20 protein-coding genes are annotated in these 18568 nt (G+C 55.7%); 7 read left to right on the forward strand and 13 right to left on the reverse strand.

Features of this window, described 5'->3' with window-relative positions:
- The first annotated feature begins 29 nt into the window (after positions 1–29).
- On the forward strand, positions 30–965 hold the full coding sequence (locus ACGYLO_RS11330) for a radical SAM protein (protein WP_394376542.1): 936 nt from the start codon (positions 30–32) through the stop codon (positions 963–965).
- A 19-nt stretch (positions 966–984) separates the two neighbouring features.
- Here ACGYLO_RS11330 and ACGYLO_RS11335 read toward each other — a convergent pair whose 3' ends face one another.
- The 3 genes from ACGYLO_RS11335 to ACGYLO_RS11345 all read right to left on the reverse strand — a co-directional run bounded on the left by ACGYLO_RS11335 (position 985) and on the right by ACGYLO_RS11345 (position 2971).
- Positions 985–1698 carry a hypothetical protein gene (locus ACGYLO_RS11335; RefSeq protein WP_394376543.1) on the reverse strand — a complete coding sequence of 238 codons (714 nt, stop codon included), beginning with the start codon at positions 1696–1698 and terminating at the stop codon, positions 985–987.
- 2 nt (positions 1699–1700) lie between these two features.
- On the reverse strand, positions 1701–2273 hold the full coding sequence (locus ACGYLO_RS11340) for a hypothetical protein (RefSeq protein ID WP_394376544.1): 573 nt from the start codon (positions 2271–2273) through the stop codon (positions 1701–1703).
- A 176-nt stretch (positions 2274–2449) separates the two neighbouring features.
- A complete protein-coding gene (locus tag ACGYLO_RS11345; protein ID WP_394376545.1) occupies positions 2450–2971 on the reverse strand; it encodes an EF-hand domain-containing protein in 522 nt (173 codons plus the stop codon).
- A gap of 171 nt (positions 2972–3142) precedes the next feature.
- Between ACGYLO_RS11345 and ACGYLO_RS11350 the strand changes: the two genes are divergently transcribed.
- Both ACGYLO_RS11350 and ACGYLO_RS11355 read left to right on the forward strand, forming a co-directional pair.
- Positions 3143–3865 carry an N-6 DNA methylase gene (locus tag ACGYLO_RS11350; protein ID WP_394376546.1) on the forward strand — a complete coding sequence of 241 codons (723 nt, stop codon included), beginning with the start codon at positions 3143–3145 and terminating at the stop codon, positions 3863–3865.
- A gap of 58 nt (positions 3866–3923) precedes the next feature.
- The gene (locus tag ACGYLO_RS11355; protein ID WP_273055716.1) at positions 3924–4697 is read left to right on the forward strand and encodes a hypothetical protein; all 774 of its coding nucleotides are present in this window, start codon (positions 3924–3926) and stop codon (positions 4695–4697) included.
- Positions 4698–4713: 16 nt separating this feature from the next.
- On the opposite strand, the gene ACGYLO_RS11360 is transcribed toward ACGYLO_RS11355, so the two are convergent.
- Positions 4714–5490 (reverse strand): hypothetical protein, encoded by a 777-nt coding sequence (locus tag ACGYLO_RS11360; protein ID WP_394376547.1) that lies wholly within the window; start codon positions 5488–5490, stop codon positions 4714–4716.
- A 160-nt stretch (positions 5491–5650) separates the two neighbouring features.
- On the opposite strand from ACGYLO_RS11360, the gene ACGYLO_RS11365 reads away from it, so the two are divergent.
- Positions 5651–6172, forward strand: a complete 522-nt coding sequence (locus tag ACGYLO_RS11365) for a hypothetical protein (protein ID WP_273055720.1) — start codon at positions 5651–5653, stop codon at positions 6170–6172.
- Between the two features lie 12 nt (positions 6173–6184).
- On the opposite strand, the gene ACGYLO_RS11370 is transcribed toward ACGYLO_RS11365, so the two are convergent.
- Genes ACGYLO_RS11370 through ACGYLO_RS11380 form a run of 3 tightly spaced genes read right to left on the reverse strand, consistent with a single transcriptional unit; the run spans position 6185 to position 7920 of the window.
- Positions 6185–6610 (reverse strand): hypothetical protein, encoded by a 426-nt coding sequence (locus tag ACGYLO_RS11370; RefSeq protein WP_273055722.1) that lies wholly within the window; start codon positions 6608–6610, stop codon positions 6185–6187.
- Complete coding sequence (locus ACGYLO_RS11375) at positions 6607–7329, reverse strand: hypothetical protein (protein ID WP_273055723.1); 723 nt, start codon at positions 7327–7329, stop codon at positions 6607–6609. Before ACGYLO_RS11375 ends, ACGYLO_RS11370 begins: the two co-directional genes overlap by 4 nt.
- Positions 7330–7377: 48 nt before the next feature.
- The gene (locus ACGYLO_RS11380) at positions 7378–7920 is read right to left on the reverse strand and encodes a hypothetical protein (RefSeq protein WP_273055724.1); all 543 of its coding nucleotides are present in this window, start codon (positions 7918–7920) and stop codon (positions 7378–7380) included.
- Between the two features lie 455 nt (positions 7921–8375).
- Here ACGYLO_RS11380 and ACGYLO_RS11385 point away from each other — a divergent pair, with 455 nt between their 5' ends.
- The 3 genes from ACGYLO_RS11385 (at position 8376) to ACGYLO_RS11395 (ending at position 11538) form a co-directional block, all read left to right on the forward strand.
- Complete coding sequence (locus tag ACGYLO_RS11385; protein WP_394376548.1) at positions 8376–8870, forward strand: hypothetical protein; 495 nt, start codon at positions 8376–8378, stop codon at positions 8868–8870.
- A 168-nt stretch (positions 8871–9038) separates the two neighbouring features.
- Positions 9039–10163, forward strand: a complete 1125-nt coding sequence (locus ACGYLO_RS11390) for a hypothetical protein (RefSeq protein ID WP_394376549.1) — start codon at positions 9039–9041, stop codon at positions 10161–10163.
- Positions 10164–10473: 310 nt separating this feature from the next.
- Positions 10474–11538 carry a hypothetical protein gene (locus ACGYLO_RS11395; protein ID WP_394376550.1) on the forward strand — a complete coding sequence of 355 codons (1065 nt, stop codon included), beginning with the start codon at positions 10474–10476 and terminating at the stop codon, positions 11536–11538.
- A gap of 58 nt (positions 11539–11596) precedes the next feature.
- Here ACGYLO_RS11395 and ACGYLO_RS11400 read toward each other — a convergent pair whose 3' ends face one another.
- From ACGYLO_RS11400 to ACGYLO_RS11425, 6 genes are all read right to left on the reverse strand, one after another.
- Positions 11597–13354: a UvrD-helicase domain-containing protein gene (locus ACGYLO_RS11400; protein WP_394376551.1), complete on the reverse strand. Its 1758-nt coding sequence runs from the start codon at positions 13352–13354 to the stop codon at positions 11597–11599.
- Positions 13355–13469: 115 nt separating this feature from the next.
- Positions 13470–14678 (reverse strand): Fic family protein, encoded by a 1209-nt coding sequence (locus ACGYLO_RS11405; protein WP_394376552.1) that lies wholly within the window; start codon positions 14676–14678, stop codon positions 13470–13472.
- 243 nt (positions 14679–14921) lie between these two features.
- A complete protein-coding gene (gene lpxC / locus ACGYLO_RS11410; RefSeq protein ID WP_394376553.1) occupies positions 14922–15839 on the reverse strand; it encodes a UDP-3-O-acyl-N-acetylglucosamine deacetylase in 918 nt (305 codons plus the stop codon).
- Positions 15840–16104: 265 nt separating this feature from the next.
- Entirely contained in the window at positions 16105–16551 is a 447-nt protein-coding gene (locus tag ACGYLO_RS11415) for a hypothetical protein (RefSeq protein WP_394376554.1), read from the reverse strand.
- A 203-nt stretch (positions 16552–16754) separates the two neighbouring features.
- A complete protein-coding gene (locus ACGYLO_RS11420; RefSeq protein WP_394376555.1) occupies positions 16755–17786 on the reverse strand; it encodes a fatty acid desaturase family protein in 1032 nt (343 codons plus the stop codon).
- Positions 17787–17906: 120 nt separating this feature from the next.
- Positions 17907–18557 carry a hypothetical protein gene (locus ACGYLO_RS11425; RefSeq protein ID WP_394376556.1) on the reverse strand — a complete coding sequence of 217 codons (651 nt, stop codon included), beginning with the start codon at positions 18555–18557 and terminating at the stop codon, positions 17907–17909.
- Positions 18558–18568: the final 11 nt, after the last annotated feature.

Here is an 18568-nt window from a genome sequence, read left to right on the forward strand (position 1 = left end):
TGCTGACCAACGAACCTGTGGATTAAGGTTTGTATCCCCATTCTCCTGGCATAGCTGCGAAAAAGAAGCTGTGGCAGGAGTCCTCGATGACATTAGAGTGGAATAGGCGCGCATCGGAGATCGATGCCTCGGTAAACTTCATTGCGAAAACGAAAGACGGTGGCGCACTTGAGGCCCGTTTCGTTCAGCGCAGGTCAGAATACTTCATCGCCTATCTCTCCTCACAGACCGGCTGCAATCAATCCTGCAGGTTCTGCCATCTCACCCAGTTGCGCGAGGTCTCGATGGGCCAAGCGACGATCGAGGAGTACCATGCCCAGTTCGCACGGGTCCTGGCACATTACGACAGCCTGGATACCCCGGTTGAGCGCATGAACGTCAATATGATGGCACGCGGCGAGCCCCTCCTGAACCCGAACTTCTGCAATGACTTTGACCGGTTCATCGCGCCGATCCGCGCAGCCGCAGAACAGCGCGGCATCAATCACCGCATCAATGTGTCATCAATCTTTCCTGTGGGCGCCCGCAATGTGGATCTCGTGAAATCCTTTGCGGGGCACCCGGTGACCTTCTATTGGTCACTCTACTCCCTGCGGCCGAGCTTTCGCAGGCGTTGGCTGCCGAAGGCAGATGCCCCGAAGACCACCCTGCCCCGGCTGCGCGCCTGGCAGGAGGCCACGGGGCGCGACGTGGTCATTCACCACGCGCTGATCTCGGGCGAGAACGATCGTCTTTGCGATCATATCGCTTTGCGGAACTTCCTCAGGAATTCTTCCTTGAAAACGCGATTGAATCTCGTTCGCTACAACAGCTTCGGGCCGCGGACCGGGCGCGAGGCGAGTGATGCCGCCTATGCGCAGGCACTGGAGGTCCTGGGAGAAGATATGCCCCTCTCAGGCTCGAAGATCGTCCCGCGCGTCGGCCGCGACGTTGCAGCCTCATGTGGCATGTTTCTGACGGCATGAAGTGACAGCGGCCCGATAATCAGGGTTCGAATGAGCAATGCGCCACCTCATCTTTGAAGATATTTGGTTCCAAATACGGCGATCCGGCCTCCAGGATATTCGTGATATCTGACAGGAGGTGCCTTCCGGCCATGGTCAGTCTAGGCACAACCTTTCTTCGATTAGCTGCTCTCGGCAGATCGATAAGGCCCAGGCCAGAGCGCGCTTCTGTGCCATTTGATAGTAGATAGAGAATCCTGGGCAAGTTACTGAGCTTCAGATCACGGGCTATTATGCCAGAGGCTTCTTCATTGTCGAAACGGTCACAGTTCCTGTCGATATACATCAGCACGCAAAAGGCCCCCAAAGTCATGTTGGCCTTCAACTGTCTGGGTGCATTGATCGCTGGTATGATGGCATGTTGAAGATATTGGGTTGAGCAACCATCAATTGCCTCCGTGAAGTTTTTAACAAGCGCGCGGCCTTCACTTGTTAGGGTCAGATGTATTTTGTTGCGGTCTTCACCTTGAGTGCGCTCCAACATACCAGCGCCCGGTTGACCAGCATGTCCATCTGACAAAACTGCAACCTGCATGTATGTGTTGTTGAGGGATGATCCTATCGCAGCTGCCAGGCCCTCGTATGATATCGGCTTTTCAGCGCAAGCGACTTCCAAAACAGTGCGAACACCTGTCAACGTGATCGTTGCTCGCATTTTGCGAACATTGAAGCATGCTGATTGAAAACCCATCATCTTCATGGCTCTACGACATCTCCGAAGCTGTTAACGTTCATATCCTTATTCAGATAGACATCTTCGCCGGTGCCGGAGACCGAGAACTCCTCATGGACCGTCTGTATCTCCTCAAAGCTCCATGGGACATTACGGGTCTCAAGGCCAAGGATCCTGGCAATCTGGTTCCCAAAGTCGCGGACCGCCATGGCGCTGGTGACACCGCGGATCTTCACATAGGGCCGTCCACAGTGATCTTCCTCCATATCGGTCTCATCGATCGCGATGACCGAGGCAACCGCCGCAATCAGCCTATCCGTATCTGGATAAGCTAAAGGGGCCTTTGCAGAAGGGGCCTGGTCGGTTTTCGATTTTCCACGGAGAGTTGATCCATCTGCCTTGGTGAAGATCTCCAGCTTTGGTCGTGGCTTTCTGGCGGGCCTATGTGCGACTTTCTCCGATGCCGTAGCGGTCATGATCGAAAAGCTGTCTACCCCCGGTGTGCGCGTGATGCGCAGAAGGACGTAACCCCCAGCCTGAAAGTAAAATTGCTCATCATCACCGTTCATTTTTGCCGACGTTGTTATATGCGCCATTAAGGCTCCAGTGTTAATTCGAGTAATGAAATGCGAAATTCCAGGATGTACAATATTCCATGACCGGGGCAATCAATCAATCAGCAGTCACAGGTCGGCGCTTTCTCGCTTCATTCGATATGGAAAAGGTCAGCCCAGAGGTTGCCCCATCGTGAGATCAAGCTCACACCCTGGCGCTATTTGTCTTTGTGCTTTTTTGCGCCGTGCTTCTTGCGGTGCTTTTTGACGGGGCCGAATTCATCCTTACTCAGAACGCCATCCTGATTGGCGTCCAACTCAGCGAAGCGCTCGGCCGGGGTCTGCCTCGCTTTGCGATCGTGTTTGCCCTCGTGCTTCAGGTCGCGCTTAGCCTCACGATGCTTCTCCATGCGCTTGGCGGCACTGCTAAACTCTTCCAGGCTCAGGTCGCCAGAGCCATCGGCATCGATCTTGGAGAAGAATTCGCCGCGGTCCAAATGCGGCCGCTTTGCCTTATCCATCTTGCCTTTTGCATGCATCCGAGCGCCTTTGCGCTCCTCAGCGGTCACCACACCATCACCGTCCGCATCGACCTTGTCGAAACGCTCGCCAGCCATCTGAAGTGCATCCGCACGGGTCATAATCCCTTTGTCCTGCCACGCAAATGCGGGGGCACCCATGAGAGCCACGGCGATTGCCATGATAGAGATCGTACTGACAGCGGTCTTGTTGGGCCTCATTTATGAAACCTCCTGTTGTTAGTTGCGCATGTTCATTGATACGGCAGCAAGGGTCATTGCGAATAATGAACCTCTATAAAACGTTGAAGTTCCTCACTCCTGTCGTTTTTCATTGCAAATTTATTATTCGCACCACATGTTCTAGCATATTGTTTTTCAAAGGAGGGTCACGTGAAGCATGCGATTAAGGGGATGATGACGCTCCCGGAGCACAAAAAAGCTTTCCTGGCTCTCTTCAATGAGACCGCGCGATATCATCACCGGTTCAAGGTCTTCTGTGATTTTGTCACGGTAAGCGCAATCTCTTTGCGAAACGCATGCCATAAGTCAGAACCGCTTGAGGCAGAATACCTCTCGATCATCAGATCCTATCAGCCCGAGGATCAGGAGCGCCTGACCAAGCTCTTGTCGATTACGGTCATGGCCCTCGAGTTGGGCCCGGAGGACTTCCTCGGGGACATCTTCATGGATCTCGAGTTGGGCGATGCGCGCCGTGGGCAGTTTTACACCCCCAAGAACGTCTCCAAGATGATGGCCGAAATGTCTTTTGCGAATTTGGATGAACGCCTCAAAGAGAAGCCTTTCATCACCATCTCCGAACCGGCTTGTGGCGCGGGCGGTATGATCCTGCCGATCGTAGATATCCTGATGCGGTCTGGGCACCGCCCTGAGCAGACGATCTGGGTTCAGGCCGTGGACGTCGACCGGACGGCGGCGCTGATGTGCTATATCCAGTTTTCTCTCTGGGCCATCCCGGCCGAGGTCATTGTCGGCAATTGCCTGACCCTTGAGATCCGTGAGGTTTGGCACACCCCGATGCACCACATGATGGGGTGGCGGGCGCGCCTGAAGGAGGCCCCACTGCCCGAGGGATTTCTTGAAGCGGCCGAGTAACCGCTCATCGTCATTTACGACACCCCGCCCTATCCTGAAAGCAAAGAAGGATCTCTCCATGAACAAAGACCGCCTAAAAGAACACCTCCATGCGATCGTAAAGGCAGCCGCCAAAGCCAACAACGCCTATCGCAATGCCCATCCCAATGCGCCCTTGTCGCGCAAGGCGCGGCTTCACGAGGTGGATGGGGCGGCCTGCTGGTCCGGCTTCATGGAATTCCCCGAGTCCTCCGATCTGCCCAAAGGCTATGCCGAGTTTGGCGGGGGTGCAGTCGCCGCTTTTCAGAGCTTCATCGAGAAGCTGCCCCAGTCGGCACGGCCTGTAAAAATCGAACTAGATCTCGATCACTATGATGGTGATCATGGGGCAAAGACGAAGATGGATATGAGCCTGAATCTTGCCGGCATGCAGATCGATCGATCCGGTTATGGTTTCTCTGATTATCAGGACTATGGCGCTCATCATTTCGAGACATGGCTCGACCTCCATCGCATGTTCGATGAAAAACGCGACGGGTCTGAACCTGAGGCGGATTGGCTCGTCGTGAGAGGTGGCCGCGGAGAGGCGCTGGGCCACCAGGCGGGTCGCTTTGAAGTGACACGTCTGAAAGCCTGCGGTGAGCAGGAGGCGGCTTTGAAGGCTCTCGCCATCTCCCGTGGCCCCCGGTACATCCTTGAGAACGTGCAGAGCGGCAATTACGGAGCCCTGTCGGCCGAGGTCCGTGGCGAGATCATCTCGCGCATTCCCGAGCGGTCGACCGCGGAGATCTTGGATCCGGAATACGGGCAGCACCGCGCTGTGGAGGATGAGATGGAGATGCAGGGGCCCTGAGGCCCCTGCTCTGATCTCAGTCGCGCTGCTCGCGCCGTGAGCCCGGCGGACGGGTCTGTGCCGTGCGCAACGTTTTCTTCCGAGTACGGTTGCCCCGCTGGATAACCTTGCCTTTGGCATCTTTGGTGACGACGCTGGTCGGGATCACGTTGTGGTACCCTTCTTCGGTCACGATGTAATCGAAACTGGCTTCATCCGATTTGAAAATCCACTTCTTGCTGCCGCGGGCAAAGAAGGAATACTGCTTCCCCTCCAGCGTGAAGCGGTGAATGTGAAGAGCCGTCGTATTGCCGCCTTTGGACGGGGGGCGGTAGGGCTCATAGAGGTATGCCTTGTAGTCCTCAACCGTCACGCCCTCATGGCGGCGAACATCCTTGCCAGCCCAGCTGGTGACCGGGATGTCATCGACCACGGTCAGGCTGTCTTCATCGGTCCGGGTGATCTCGGCAATCGCATGCTTCCAGACATTGAGCTCGGCCACCATGGCCATAACCTCATCACTGCTGTGATGGGCGCCCTCTGGCAGCCTCTCGCGGATCTGCGCGCGCTCCTCGGGCGTCGTCCAGGCCAGTGCCACGGCCGCCGGCACATGGGCCCTGTAAAGCCCGTCATCACCGGGAATGATCATATGGGGGAACTTGTCGTAGTCCTCGACGTATTCGCCTGCCATCCGCATTTTGCCACCACGCGCTACCTCAATGCCGATGTCCTGAGGGTCACGATACTCCCGTTCATCTTTCTTCTTTGCGTCTCGGACGCCGTCAAATGTCTGCTGTTGAACGTCTTCCTTCATGAAATCTCCTTTTTAGAAACGTGAATACCTAAAATGGGTATCTGAACCGATTTTCGCAACAGGCCTCGCAGGGAATACTTTCCACACATCAACGATGCAAATTGACACTGCTTCACCGCAGGCTCAATCTCCACGGGAAATGACTGGGAGATTTGGCCAAATGAATGCCCTGAAGAATATCAGCCTGACAATGGGTTTTGTCTTAGCGGCGGGTTCTGTGCTCGCCCAATCCACGTCCGAGCGCCATGTTTGGCAGGATACCCGGTACTTTGGACCTTACAGCCGCACAGCCACCGCCATCACCGGCCCGATAAAGCTATCCGGCAACCCCGAGTTTGCCACAGCGGGCAGCCGAATGTTCCTGCAGTTTGCAAATGGCACATCTGTCGAGCTGATATCGGAAGGAGCATTCAGTCGCAGCTGGGACTATGCCAGCGATGGCAAGCAAACAGCAGAAGTGTTCCGCGCCGCGTCACCTCCGGCCGAGCTGCTCAATGGGAACAGGATCTGCGGTGGGCCGCCATCGGACCTCCCGATCTACTTTGTCTTCCATGAGAGCAGGTCATACAGCAATTCTCTGCTTTTGAACCTCGCGGTCTTTCAGTCAGACTCTGTTCCAGTCGACATCAACAGCGAGGGTCTCTGCGGAACCTTCTCATATGATGTCGAGACCCCGACCTAACGCTATGCGGCATCAAATATCGTATGTTCGATTGTCCGGATCACGCAGCTGATCGCGGTTCTCCATGTACTCTTCGATGTTCTGAAGCGCCTTTTGGTATGCCATCTGGGACTGATACTCAGACCATAAGAGGTATACGGGGAGAAAAGCGACGACCACGGAGACCACCACCATGGACGCATCGGAGGCATATCCTGCGGCACCTTTTGATTTACCTTTGCGCAGCCTTTGGTATGCCACATATCCCGCGACCGCTGTCACGTAGAATGGGTTCAACAGCATGATTGGGAGGCACACCAGAGTGGCAAGGGGGCCGAGACGCATGCGCTTTCCCGATCCTTCCTCCAGCTTTGCGTAGAGGTCGAACTCAGAAAGCCGCCGGTCGGCCGCCGCATCTCTGCTCTCTACTCTATCTCTCTCTGCAGACTTACCCCTCATGCATAGGCCACAAGGGGATCAACTGGTGCGTTGAAGTCCGGGAACTTCTCGTTGAAGCTCATCACCTCCCCTTCTTCGTCCTCCACTTCAAAAAGGTGCAGGCGCTCCGGAAAGAGGATACCTGAAGGTGCGCAGCCGGCCTCGACATTGTCGGGCTCAGACCACCAGATCCCGACCACATAGGGCCGCTTGGGCACCACAACCTTGCGGATGTAGAGGGAGATGGCAGCCTGCTCCCATTGGACCATATTTCCGGGCCAGCGCTCGAGCTGCTTCATGCCGCGTGGGGTGATCTTGAAGGTCGGGTCAGCCCAGGTGCCGCCATGGCCGTTCGAGATTGCCAAGATCTCCTCATCAAGGGTCCGGCCGATCGCGCGCGCCGCCTCTTCTTGGGTCGCGAAGATCTTCACCTCGGCTTCATGGTCGCTGGCCACGACAGCAAACCAAGCCGTGGTCTCGCGCAGGTAGCCTTCCTTGACGGCCCAATTTTTGATGTCCTCGATGTCATCATCGCCGAAGGTCATGGCGTCGACCCACTGCGCGGTCGGGAAGATCAGGGTGAATTCAGGCCCGTTGAGACCTTTGATCGATCGCCAGCTCTCCGGCTTGGTGGTGACAGAGATACCACCCCCATCCAGGCTGGGCTTACGGTTCTCGACCCCATCCAGAAACCCGATATGTGTCACTTCCTTGATATAGGTATTCTCGATATAGGGCATTCAGGTCGTCTCTTTCTAACTTTGGATTTCGCAAGTCTTTTGTTCAGGTCACCAGATCAGGAATTCGAGACCCAGAAGCAGCACGATGTAGAGGAACATCGGCCAGATGCAGAAAATGGATCGGAACATGTCGATGATGTCGTCATTGCCAAGATCAGTACGCACACCGCGTTCCCAGATCATCAGATAGGCTGCCCCGTAGAACATCGCGGCATCGATGATGTCGGGTCGGCGCAACCGGGTAAGCTGGGCATTCTCGGGCAGGATCTGCTCCCCGCCATATTCGATAAGGGCGGCAAATCCCGCGGCCACTGCCAGCAAGATGATCAGGCTGAGCGGGTTTGAATCCTTGAACGCATGGCGCACGATCAACAGCGCGCCGAAGAAGCCGGTCACACCAACAAAGCCAGCAGAGATCTGCTCGGGCAGATAGCCGTCGATCCCGCCGAGAACGGCATAGGCCGCCCCGCCTGCGAAGGTCGCCGCAACCGCAGTCGAGAAAAGCACATTGAGCACGCGGAGCGCCATTGAGGGTCCGCGGGGTTTCTTTCGGATGGGCTGCTTGCGCATGCCGTCTCTGATCACTGCCATGGTCTGGCTCCTAGTGGGGTGTCCACGGGTTGTATCTATGAGTGCGTTTTTCGCATGTCAAAGATTTCGACCTTTTTCGCATTGATCCTAGCACGATCAGTCCTCAGATGCTCTTATTTTGTAACGCTGTGGCCCCTGTTACGGCACCCTGTTACAAGACAATCCAGCAAAAACAACAACTTAATCAATGTAACGCATTACGCCGCCGAATGTATTGCGTGTGTGCGTGTGTGCGCCTGGGTGTGCGTGCATGTGTATACTCTTGCAGGGATTCCGTTATATAACTATCTACATCTAAGAAATATATATAAATATCATAGAGATAGAGTGTTACAAAAAGCGTTACAAAGCCATTACAGGGGCGTTGCAGACCCCTGTTTTTGTAACAAAACGCTTCCAGTGCGCATTTTTCACAAGTCTGACCTATCCTAATCCCAGAGATATGGAGATGTGACATGAGCGATATTGATCTACACACGCAGCGTTTCATTGGATGGGTTCGGAGCAATATCGAGGCCATGGGGCGCGAAGCGGCGGCCGGCGGTCTGGACCTCTCGACCATCTGGGCGTTTCGGCGCGTGGTGACCGAAGCCTCCGAGAATGTCAGCGCCTATTTGCGCGAGATGGCCCCTGCCCTGCACCTCGCCTTCGACGATGCCGGTGGCACCGCATCCTATATCGTGACCCCTGGGGTGAACATCCGGATCGGCGATGAAGTTCAGAAGATCACCTGGCTCACCAAAGACGATCTGGAGATCCCCGAAATCCGGCGCGGTCTCGGTCGCCCGCTTGCCACGCTCCTCGATTGTTCCTTTGAGATGTCTCGTTTGGTTCAGGACGCCGGACAGAAAGGGGTCACCTTCATCTGCGAGCTCGAAGACGACGACATCCACATGCTTGCAGCGCCCTATGATGCCAAAGTGCCGACCGAGGAGCCGATGTCGCTTTAGTTGTGAAAATCTTTTGTGGCTTTGCTGCAATTAATGCCCGACGTCCTCCGGTTTCTCTTCAAAAGGCAGCTCAAAGCCCCTGGAACCACCGGGTAAAACTATCTGTCGCGTATCTCTGCGAAAACAACTGGTAGGGTCAGGAAATACACACCTGAACTGGACGGCCCTATGAAACAAATCAGACCTAACGGAGAACTTTTGCGCAAACGCGCGATTTCCCTCATTGAAGGCGTGCTCTACCTGGTCGTTGCCCTCGCAGTCATTGTGGGCGGTATCGTCTTCTTCCAGCAAGCCAACTTCAACCGTCAGGTCAACTCTGTCGCTGGCATGATGACCAGCGTGTCATCGTACCTGCTCGCGCAAACGAAGGAGGTGTCCAACACCTCGGCAGACAGTGAATTTGTGACAGGCGACGCGACGACCTATGCGATCCGGTCCGGCGCCATTCAGTCTGACATGGTCGATCGCGCTCAGGGCGCGCCGGACACAGAGGTCATCAGGATGCCATGGGGTGGCATTGTCACCCTTCAGGAAGCGGCTGCGCGCCATAACGGCCGTCGCATGCCGGTAATCGCCATGCGCATGAATGACCTTCCGACGGGCGCCTGTATGCGTCTGGGCCATAAGAACGCAAATGGCACTTCCATGATTGGTGGTAGGGTCTTTGCGCTTGGTGTCGAGGAAAACAACATCCACGACGACAACCTGGATTGGGTATCGGGTGATCTGCGCTATATCGCCCGTGCCGGCGAAGACACGGACATGGCTGCTCTGGCTGAGGCCTGCAAAGGCGGTGAGCGCGACCTGATCGCCTTCTATGATGTATCAGGCGTCCCAGACGACCTTCCAGCAGTCTATGACGTCAGCGACCCTGATGGCGACGGTGAAAGCCCCAATAACAACCCCGACTCTGATAGCAACACCGGCGGTGACGAAGGTGGATCTGATGGTGGTGGAGACGGTTCTGGTGACGGCAGCGGTGGGGATGGAGACGGCTCTGGCGGTGGCACAGGTGGCGATGGGGACGCATTCTGCCCGCCGTCAAACTGGTCTTGGAACGCAGCCCGCAGCGAATACACTGTCCCGGGCATCCAACTGTTCCATAAGGACAGCCGTCATGGCAATACGGTCGTGTCTCTTAACGATCCTGGGACCACGACAAAATTACGCGTTCCTGCAGTCTCGACATCAGATCTGTTCGAGTTTTCGCGTAGCCGCGGCAGTAGGACCTACTGGAATTTCGTGCGCCACATCGAGCGTGGTGATTTGGTGCCTCCCGGCGATAACTGCTGAGGCCCAAAAAACACTCAGTTCAGCCTCACGATGCTGCGCTAGATTCCTCGAGCAAGCAATAGGTATCCTTACCAAAATGCCGGACTTCATTAGGTACTTATGTGTGATGCAGAGGCGTAACTCGGCCAACATTATAATAATGTGAAAATCTTTATGATATCCCCCCGTACTGTCTAGGACGAAACTCCATCCTCCACATCAAATACTCCCTAAATCACGGGCAGTTGCCAGCATGTATCTTTCTTCGACTGAAGTTTGCGAAAATCAGAGATACGCTTAAAGGAGGAAACAAACCCGATAGGACAACTAAATGAAACTCTTCAAGCCAGATGGGGACGGAATGCGCAAGCGCGCGATCTCACTCCTCGAAGGTGTGCTCTACCTCGTGGTCGCCCTTGCGATCATCGTCGGTGGTACCCTCTTCTTCCAACAAGCCAGCTTCAACCGTCAGGTAAATGCCACGGCCGGCATGATGACCAGTGTCTCCACTTATGTGGTCGCGCGCACCAAAGACAGCTCCCAAACCCGCAGCGATACAAACTTTGAAAGCGGCGATGCCACCACCTGGGCCATCAAATCGGGCGCCGTTCAGGCTGACATGATCGATGAGGTCAACGACTTCCTCCAAGCGGAAGCTATTCGCCTCCCATGGGGTGGTCTGGTGACCTTCTACGAGGCAGCCACATATGTGAAAGGCCATCGCACACCGATCATTGCCGCGCGCATGAATGACTTGCCTCCTGGAGCATGTATGCGGCTTGGGCATAAGAATGAAGTCGGCGACACAATGATTGGGGGCCGTGTTTTCGCGCTGGCCGTCGAAGAGAATGACTTCCATGAAGATGATCTCGGATGGACGTCCGGCACCGTGCGTTACATGGCGGGCAAAGGTGTTGCCACTGATATGTCGGCGCTGGCCGAAGCCTGCGAAGGCGGCAAGCGCGACCTTGTAGTGTACTACGAGGTTTCAGGTCCGCCTGATGCGCTTCCCGTAATTGGCGGTGAGGATGATGATGACCTCGGCTTCCCCCCTGACCTCGGCGGCGGTGGTGATCCGGACTGCCAGGAAGGCGATCCAGGTTTCCCATTCTGTGATCTTTGGACACCACCATTGGGCGGCTGTGATCCGTGGATGGACCCCTTCTGCGACCCGCAATGCGATGTTTATCCCGATAGACCCTTCTGCAATCCAGACTGCGACTTTGACCCATTCCACCCGCTTTGTGGCGGCCCGCCAGATGGTTGGGTAGACCCTTGGGCGCCTTTCGCCTGTGATGATCCTAATCCGCCTGAACCGCCTTATGAGGACCCGAGCTGGCGTGCAATGCCAACCGAAGATCCGAACATGTGCGTATGGCAGATCTATTTGGAATAGTCATAGTGTAGAATGATAATGACTAAGGCGCCCGCAGGCGCCTTAGTTTTTTGCAGATTCAGCGCTTGGCTAGTTCTTTGGCCGACACGAGCAAAGGATGGAGTTCTGTCGGTGCCAGGATGGCCAGGGAGTGCTTGGCGCGCGTGACGGCCACGTAGAGCAATCTCTGGGCCTCTGCTTCGAGATCTGCTTGGGAGATCATATCGGTGCTTATGGGCGAAGCCGGATGATTAACCGGGTAAAGCGTGGCAATCGCATCGATCAGGATCACATGGTCCCATTCAACGCCCTTCGAGGAATGTGCAGTGCTCCACTGGACAACACCACCGTCGGATTTATCGATCAGCTGCGCATATGCCCCCAATCCAAGACCAAAAGGCTCATTACTCGAAGCCAAGATGGCTATCTTTCCTGGCTTTCGTTTTGCGCGTGCGTCATCAGCCCAGGCAGCCTGAGCCATGCGGTCGATGTGACGCGCAAGGTAATCTCGCGCCTTAGGGTGCCAGTCGTCGTTGCTGAACGTCTTTTCAATGCCGCCCTCATGTACCCGAACGCGTCCTTCATGAGGAAGCCCCGCCACGGCTTCTTTACCTTCTGGGGCAGTCATCACCAGGTTGCCCAGCTCAACGATCCGCTTCCCACAGCGCCAGTTTGTTTGAAGCGGTAGGTTCAGCGTTGCCGGGTAGGTGTTCTTGAGGCTTTCGAAGTAGGTAAGATCGGCGCCCATAAACGCATTGATCGACTGCCAATCATCTCCCACAGCATTTAACACACAATGCGGATTGCGCGCCATGACCCCCTGGGTAAGCTTCGAAAAGGCGGGAGAAAAGTCCTGAAACTCGTCAACGAAAAGAAACTGTAGGCCACCTGTGACGCGCTTAAATCCGGGAAGTTCAGCGCCGCTCTTCAAAATGCTTGCAGCTTCCCGCAACCCTGCTTCGCCATCAATTGTCGATGTGCTTCGGAGGCGGTCTTCATAGTCCTCTGCAATACGTTCGAGATGTCTCGAAATCGGACTGGGACGCACAGGCGTGGGTCCACCCTGTCGCGCACGATACAGGGTTGTGGCTTTAGCTGATTGCGCCCGGATGAAGTCTTCGAAATTCGGCCAGCGTGCAACATATGAGAAATCCGACTGATAATAGCGCGTCCGGTAGGCGTCATAGTCCCGCGGCATAGAGACTTTGAGAACTGACTTTCTAAGATCTGACAGAATTTCACCTTCACTGCGATCTTCATCTTTGAATTTTAGCGTCATGCGCTGCGTTTCCGGGTAACGCTGCAAGACATGGCTTGCCAGGCTGTGAAAGGTATTAACCCCGATCTTCTTGCCGACATCCTTACCCAAGGCATCGCATAGCTTGCCTGACAGGCTGTCCGCGGCCGCTCGGTTGAAGGTCAAAATCTGGATGGCTTCTGGTGGGATGCCAATCTCATTGATCAAGAAGTCACATTTAATGACGAGGGCTGTCGATTTGCCGGAGCCTGCCCGGGCCCTAAGGCGAATGTTCGGCGAAATCAGGGATGCAAAATGTAACAGGCCCATATTGGCCTCTAGCGCGCTGGCTGGGATGCCTTCATCATTTGGCTTCAAGTTACGATCGATGGCTGCAGCAGCTCGCTTCTCAAAGACCTTCCGCTCGCGGGCCGCGATCTTTCTCATATACCGAAACTGATCAGCCAAACGGTGGCCCTCAAGCGAGCCGCGGAGCTCGTCAACGAGCTTTGAGATTGACGTTTCACCTGTTTTAACTTGCTCACATAGCTCAATATGGCGCGCGCGATGTGGGGGAATGTTGGGAGCCTCAATATTCATAGATTATCCTTATAAAACGATACCGGAATACCTTTGCGAAAACATAAGGGCAATCCAGATAGCGTCATCTTGTGGTCGACGGTTATGACATGCTTCACCGATGGGCTATGTAAGCCTACTTATCTGGGAAGAGGTTCGGCATCCAAGCCGAGGCCAGGGTTGCGGGAAAATGAAGACGCAGTGGTGCTCTCGGCCCATCTGAAGCGAGGGCTTCCCGTTCGATGAGCCGAGAGGTGACCTTGCGCGCTTGGCGGTCGCTGACACCCAGCATCCCTGGGATCGCACCGCGATCCAGCTCACCCTCCATCAAGATGGCCCGCAAGACGCGGTCGCTGCCTTTAAGAACCCCGCCACGCATTTCCTCGGAGGCAGCCCAGGCCATTACCCGCCCTCGAAGCTCAGCCGGCCGCACCAGATCCTTCATAAAGGAAACCTGATCGATGCAACAACGCAGAAAGAACTCGGCAAACTCGGCCAGGCGCGCTTCAGACAGCGCGCCGCGGCCATCTGCCCCGCCTGCCCTCTGATCATCGGCAGCCGCCAGGCGCGCGCGGTAATCCTCCACATTGCGCGCCAGACCGCGGGAGGCAGACCACAGCCCTTCCGAACCCACCAAATCGCGCAGCATGGCATGGGCCACCATGCGCGATACGCGCCCATTCATGTCCGAGAAAGGATGGACCCAAACCAAACGATGGTGCGCGCAGCCAACAGCCAAAACAGAACCAAGACGGCCCTGCATGGCATACATGCGGTGCATATGGTTCAGCAGCCGTCGCACGGCGCCCGGGCTTGGTGGCACATGCTTTCCGACACCCACAAAATCCTTACGGAATTCACCTGGTACGGTCCGGACCTCATTGCCTTCAGCATCGGTCTGAACCAGAAGATTGTCAGGCAGGCCATCGCAGAAGCGCCGATGGATCTCACACAATGCCTCAGGATCTAAAGGATGCAACTCAAGGCCGCCCCCATCAATCCATTTCTGAACCTCGATGTGGGAGACCGCCTCGATCTGAAGATCGCGCTGCTTTGGATCTGCACTGAAATCCTTGCGCAGGGCCCGCTCTACGTCGATGGGGTGGGTGTCATGCCCTTCAATCAGGTTTGAGTAGTAGCAGTTCATCGAGCGTACAAGATCACTCAAGGGCGCGCGAATCGCGGGCGGCAAGGATGCGCTGAGCTCAGCTGAACAGGTTGCGAGCTCCAGCGCGAGGTCGTTGAGCAGTGGCCGATGTTTTGAGGCTTCCTCGGGGATCAGAGGCTCCACGTCAAAAGCCATCTCTCCTTTATCGTTCAGCACCGCATCTTCAGCCGCTGTCATCGTCACCACCCCTGATATTCCGCAGAGAATTCCGGCTGGAGTTCCGCTTTGATTTCCGGTTAACACATCCTACTCAAGACATGCATTAGAATGATTAGATTTACATTATATGTGACTTAAAGACGCAAAAATCAAGTATCTGTACCGTCTGGAGTTCCGCATAGAGTTCCGGTTCACCTTCCGGATGGCGGTAAGGTGCGGAAGAGTCTAACCCGGCTGTTGCGCCAAGATCCGATAGCCCGGTCAGGCCGCCGCGGATCTGTGCAGCATCAGCCCCGCACCGGGCAGCTGCGCTACGGCCTGAGCTGAGCAAATCTCTTCGCGCCATGCCGTATCATCGGCAAAGAGCGCCCGCAGCAGCTTATTGGTCATGGCATGCCCTGCCCGCAGACCGCTGTAATGGGCCATCAGAGGCGCGCCGGCCAAAGCCAGGTCGCCCATGGCATCGAGCATCTTGTGGCGCACTGGCTCGTCGCTGTGGCGCAGCCCGCCGGGGGACAGCACCTGCGCGCCTTCAAAGACCACGGCGTTCTCCATCGTGCCGCCCAAGGCCAGCCCATTGGCGATCATCATGTCCACATCGGCTTTACGGCAAAAGGTGCGACTGTCGCTGAGCTCGCGCACAAAGGTGCCGTTTGACATGGTCAGTGTCTTGTGCTGCTGACCAATGGCCTGGTCGACGAAATCAATATGGAAGTCGATCTCGAGGTGGTCGCTGGGCATGAGCCGCGCAATGGCCTCCCCTTCGCGCACCTCGATCGCCTTCAAGACCCGGATGCTGGGAAGCGGCTTGCCTTGAACCTCGAGCCCGGCAGCAAGAATGCCGTCCACGAATTCAGCCGATGAGCCATCCATGATCGGAACCTCAGGTCCATCGATCTCGATCAGAGCATTGTGAACACCACAGCCGGCCAAGGCCGCCATGATATGTTCGATCGTCGAGACGGAGCTGCCCGCCACATTGGCGATGATCGTGCAAAGCCGAGATGGGGTCACAAGATCCCAGCGAGCCGGGATCAGGTTATCCGCGCGCTTCAGGTCGATGCGCTTGAAAACAATGCCCCTATCGGCGCCAGCGGGTTTCACTGTCATCGATACAGGCTGTCCGCCGTGCAGGCCCACCCCTTTGAAATGGATGTCCGAGAGAAGAGTATGTTGCACGAGATGTTTCCTTGGTTGCCTGAATTCTGCCCGCGGCCTTGATTGCCGCTTAGTATTGTAATGCGAAAATAGAGGTTTAGTTCTGGATCCCCTAATCACAGATTATGTCTCTCTGACATGAACGAAGAAGGGAGGCGCAGAAAGCACCTCCCTCGCTGATCTCGATCGGGTTTACCCCAATTCTTATTTAACTGTTTTTCGCACCTCTCACTTCAGAAAAACGGATGTGAGGCCAGAAACACTTCGTTAGAGGTGTGAGAGGCGCCTAGAAACGACAGCCTGTATCGGCCAGCGCCCCGCTGATGACTTCATACCCGGGCTGCGGGTTCATGATCGCCTGCTGCATACCGGTCAAAGCATACATACAGCGATCTGCGAAAGCCGGGCTCACGCTCTTGCCGCCCACATAGATGTCGAGCCAGGGACGACCGTTCTTGCCTGTATAGCACGGCCCGTTCTGTGGCGCCGAGCCGTCACCGCAAAGATCCTCCACGATGGCATAGCGTTTGATCTTGGGCAGGTAGAAACGTGTGCCTGCCGGAAAAACCATGCTGTGCCGGCCACCCGCATAGCTGTGGCCCACCGCCAAGGTGATCGGATCGTTATAGGTGCCCACACCGCCAGCCTGACGGTGGATCACCGGCTTAGCGATCGCGGCGGAGCCGGGAGGCGTGTTGTCCCAATAGCTGTAACCGGTCAGGTAGACAGTCATGGTTGTACCTTGGCTTCCCGCGCTCGCTGCTGGGGAGATCAGGGCCATAACAGCCAATGTGGCTGCAAAAATCGTCTTCATCATTGGTTCGTCCTCAAAGGTTAAAAGTCAGATTGTTTCTTTTTTCACAACAATCTGACGGGACAATATGCGCCATTTTTCGCATTACTACGTCTGACGCATATTTTCTTTGAGGAACGCATTCAGAGCAGTCTAGCCTGCTTGAACGTTAGCAGCTTCCGGCTCCCCTGATCCCAGATGTGATGCCGCGCACAGGCAAAGCTTTCACGGATGGTTAGACGGATCTTTGGATCGTCCAGTTCGGGATGATCTCTGAGAACCTCCGGCAGCCGGTAGAAGGGGATCCTGGAGAAGAGATGGTGGACGTGATGGATGCCAATATTGCCCGAGAGCCACTGCAGGGCTGCTGGCATGACGTAGTGTGACGAGCCATGAAGCGCGGCCTCATGCATGTCCCACTCCGCCTCGTGGTCCCAGTGGGTCTCCTCGAACTGATGCTGAACATAGAACAACCAGACGCCGATTGTTGAGCCCACGGCGATCGAGGGCAGCCAGATCAATGCAATCCCCTGAAAGCCGGCCAGCAAGTAAAAGACACCCAGTAATGCGGCGATCCCGATATTGGTTCCCATAGTGGAAACCCAGAATTTCTTATGTGCTTTTAAGCTATACGGTAGCCTGTATTGGAGAACGAAGAGAATGAGAGGGGCACATCCAAAGAGAAACAATGGATGGCGGTAGATACGGTACTTGAGGCGCTTAAAGCGCCCTGCCCCACGGTACTCCTCCAAGGTCATCGTATGGACATCTCCGATCCCCCGCTTGTCGAGGTGACCGGCATGGGCATGGTGAATGGAATGGGTGTGCTTCCAATCCGCATAGGGTGTGCAGGTCAACACTCCGGCCAGGCGTCCGATCCAGTCCTGGGCCTTGCGGTTGGCCAGAAAGGCGCCGTGTCCGCAATCATGTTGGATGATGAAAAGCCGGACCAGGAATATGCCCGAGATCATACTGGCGAGTACGGCTGGCAGCACATGCACATGCAATAGCATGAAGCTGATCGCCCAAAGGACCAATAAGGGGCCAAGTGTCAGGGCGGTCTCGGTGAGGCTGCGGGCTGTGGAGGGGGTGCGATACTTGGCGAGGTCGCGTATCCAATCACGGGCGGGTTTGCCCATCCCTGAGGAGGGCACATCGCCCGTCACGTCTGTCATCTAGTTGGTCCTGCTTCTTATTATTTTGCAGTTCCAATATTCGCACTATCGCATGCGTCGCGCAATCGCGAGGTACACCTTATCAACATAAGGGACGCCACGCCTGCGCGGCGACGCTGATCAGTTGAAGTCCATGGACATGTCGTCCCGATCGGCTTTGCTCTCAAGGTAGAGGTCGAGCTCATCCATCAGCCGCGCGCTGATGTCCTTGATCGGGTGCTTGGACCAATCATGCATCGAGCGCATGGTGATTTCCCCCTCCTCATGAATATCCACCTCAAAGGCGGCACGTTCATCATCTCCAAAACCATTGCTGAGTTGGGTGTAGAGTTTTGCTACAGCCTCCATGGGCGAGCGCGCCCAGGCCGTCAAAAGACGGCTGGCGGGGTTCAGATCACCGTTACGCCCAAAGACATAGGCTTCTGGCTCACCATTTTTCTGGATCGACGGCAGGATCTCCTCGATGACATCGATCCCCTCAAGCACAGCCTTGAAGCCCTTCACATCAAGAGTAGAGGGGTGCAGCCCGCCAAAGGAGGCCGAGACCTCGCCGTTTTTTTCCTTGATGAAGCTGATCGGCAATGCCGCTTCGGGGAGCTTCGAAATCAGTGTGTTGAGGCTCGCAACCGCCTGCGGATGGCTATCGAAGAAGCCGGTGTCCGAGCAGATCAACATCTCGGAGGTCACGTTGATGTAAAACTGACCACCGGCGAGGGCAACGGTATCCATTGTGTGCTGGGCGGCGCGGGCAAGTTCTTCAGTATCGGCCATGTTGATCTATC

It is taken from the genome of Sulfitobacter sp. 1A13353 (genome assembly GCF_043557255.1).
GTDB classification, from domain to species: Bacteria; Pseudomonadota; Alphaproteobacteria; order Rhodobacterales; family Rhodobacteraceae; genus Sulfitobacter; species Sulfitobacter faviae.

Excerpts from the sequence above, each read along its gene's own strand:
- ACGYLO_RS11335 (WP_394376543.1), bottom strand. The coding sequence starts at position 1,698 with ATGATGGGTTTTCAATCAGCATGCTTCAATGTTCGCAAAATGCGAGCA.
- ACGYLO_RS11340 (WP_394376544.1), bottom strand. The coding sequence starts at position 2,273 with ATGGCGCATATAACAACGTCGGCAAAAATGAACGGTGATGATGAGCAA.
- ACGYLO_RS11345 (WP_394376545.1), bottom strand. The coding sequence starts at position 2,971 with ATGAGGCCCAACAAGACCGCTGTCAGTACGATCTCTATCATGGCAATC.
- ACGYLO_RS11355 (WP_273055716.1), top strand. The coding sequence starts at position 3,924 with ATGAACAAAGACCGCCTAAAAGAACACCTCCATGCGATCGTAAAGGCA.
- ACGYLO_RS11360 (WP_394376547.1), bottom strand. The coding sequence starts at position 5,490 with ATGAAGGAAGACGTTCAACAGCAGACATTTGACGGCGTCCGAGACGCA.
- ACGYLO_RS11365 (WP_273055720.1), top strand. The coding sequence starts at position 5,651 with ATGAATGCCCTGAAGAATATCAGCCTGACAATGGGTTTTGTCTTAGCG.
- ACGYLO_RS11370 (WP_273055722.1), bottom strand. The coding sequence starts at position 6,610 with ATGAGGGGTAAGTCTGCAGAGAGAGATAGAGTAGAGAGCAGAGATGCG.
- ACGYLO_RS11375 (WP_273055723.1), bottom strand. The coding sequence starts at position 7,329 with ATGCCCTATATCGAGAATACCTATATCAAGGAAGTGACACATATCGGG.
- ACGYLO_RS11380 (WP_273055724.1), bottom strand. The coding sequence starts at position 7,920 with ATGGCAGTGATCAGAGACGGCATGCGCAAGCAGCCCATCCGAAAGAAA.
- ACGYLO_RS11385 (WP_394376548.1), top strand. The coding sequence starts at position 8,376 with ATGAGCGATATTGATCTACACACGCAGCGTTTCATTGGATGGGTTCGG.
- ACGYLO_RS11390 (WP_394376549.1), top strand. The coding sequence starts at position 9,039 with ATGAAACAAATCAGACCTAACGGAGAACTTTTGCGCAAACGCGCGATT.
- ACGYLO_RS11395 (WP_394376550.1), top strand. The coding sequence starts at position 10,474 with ATGAAACTCTTCAAGCCAGATGGGGACGGAATGCGCAAGCGCGCGATC.
- ACGYLO_RS11400 (WP_394376551.1), bottom strand. The coding sequence starts at position 13,354 with ATGAATATTGAGGCTCCCAACATTCCCCCACATCGCGCGCGCCATATT.
- ACGYLO_RS11405 (WP_394376552.1), bottom strand. The coding sequence starts at position 14,678 with ATGACAGCGGCTGAAGATGCGGTGCTGAACGATAAAGGAGAGATGGCT.
- ACGYLO_RS11415 (WP_394376554.1), bottom strand. The coding sequence starts at position 16,551 with ATGACTGTCTACCTGACCGGTTACAGCTATTGGGACAACACGCCTCCC.
- ACGYLO_RS11420 (WP_394376555.1), bottom strand. The coding sequence starts at position 17,786 with ATGACAGACGTGACGGGCGATGTGCCCTCCTCAGGGATGGGCAAACCC.
- ACGYLO_RS11425 (WP_394376556.1), bottom strand. The coding sequence starts at position 18,557 with ATGGCCGATACTGAAGAACTTGCCCGCGCCGCCCAGCACACAATGGAT.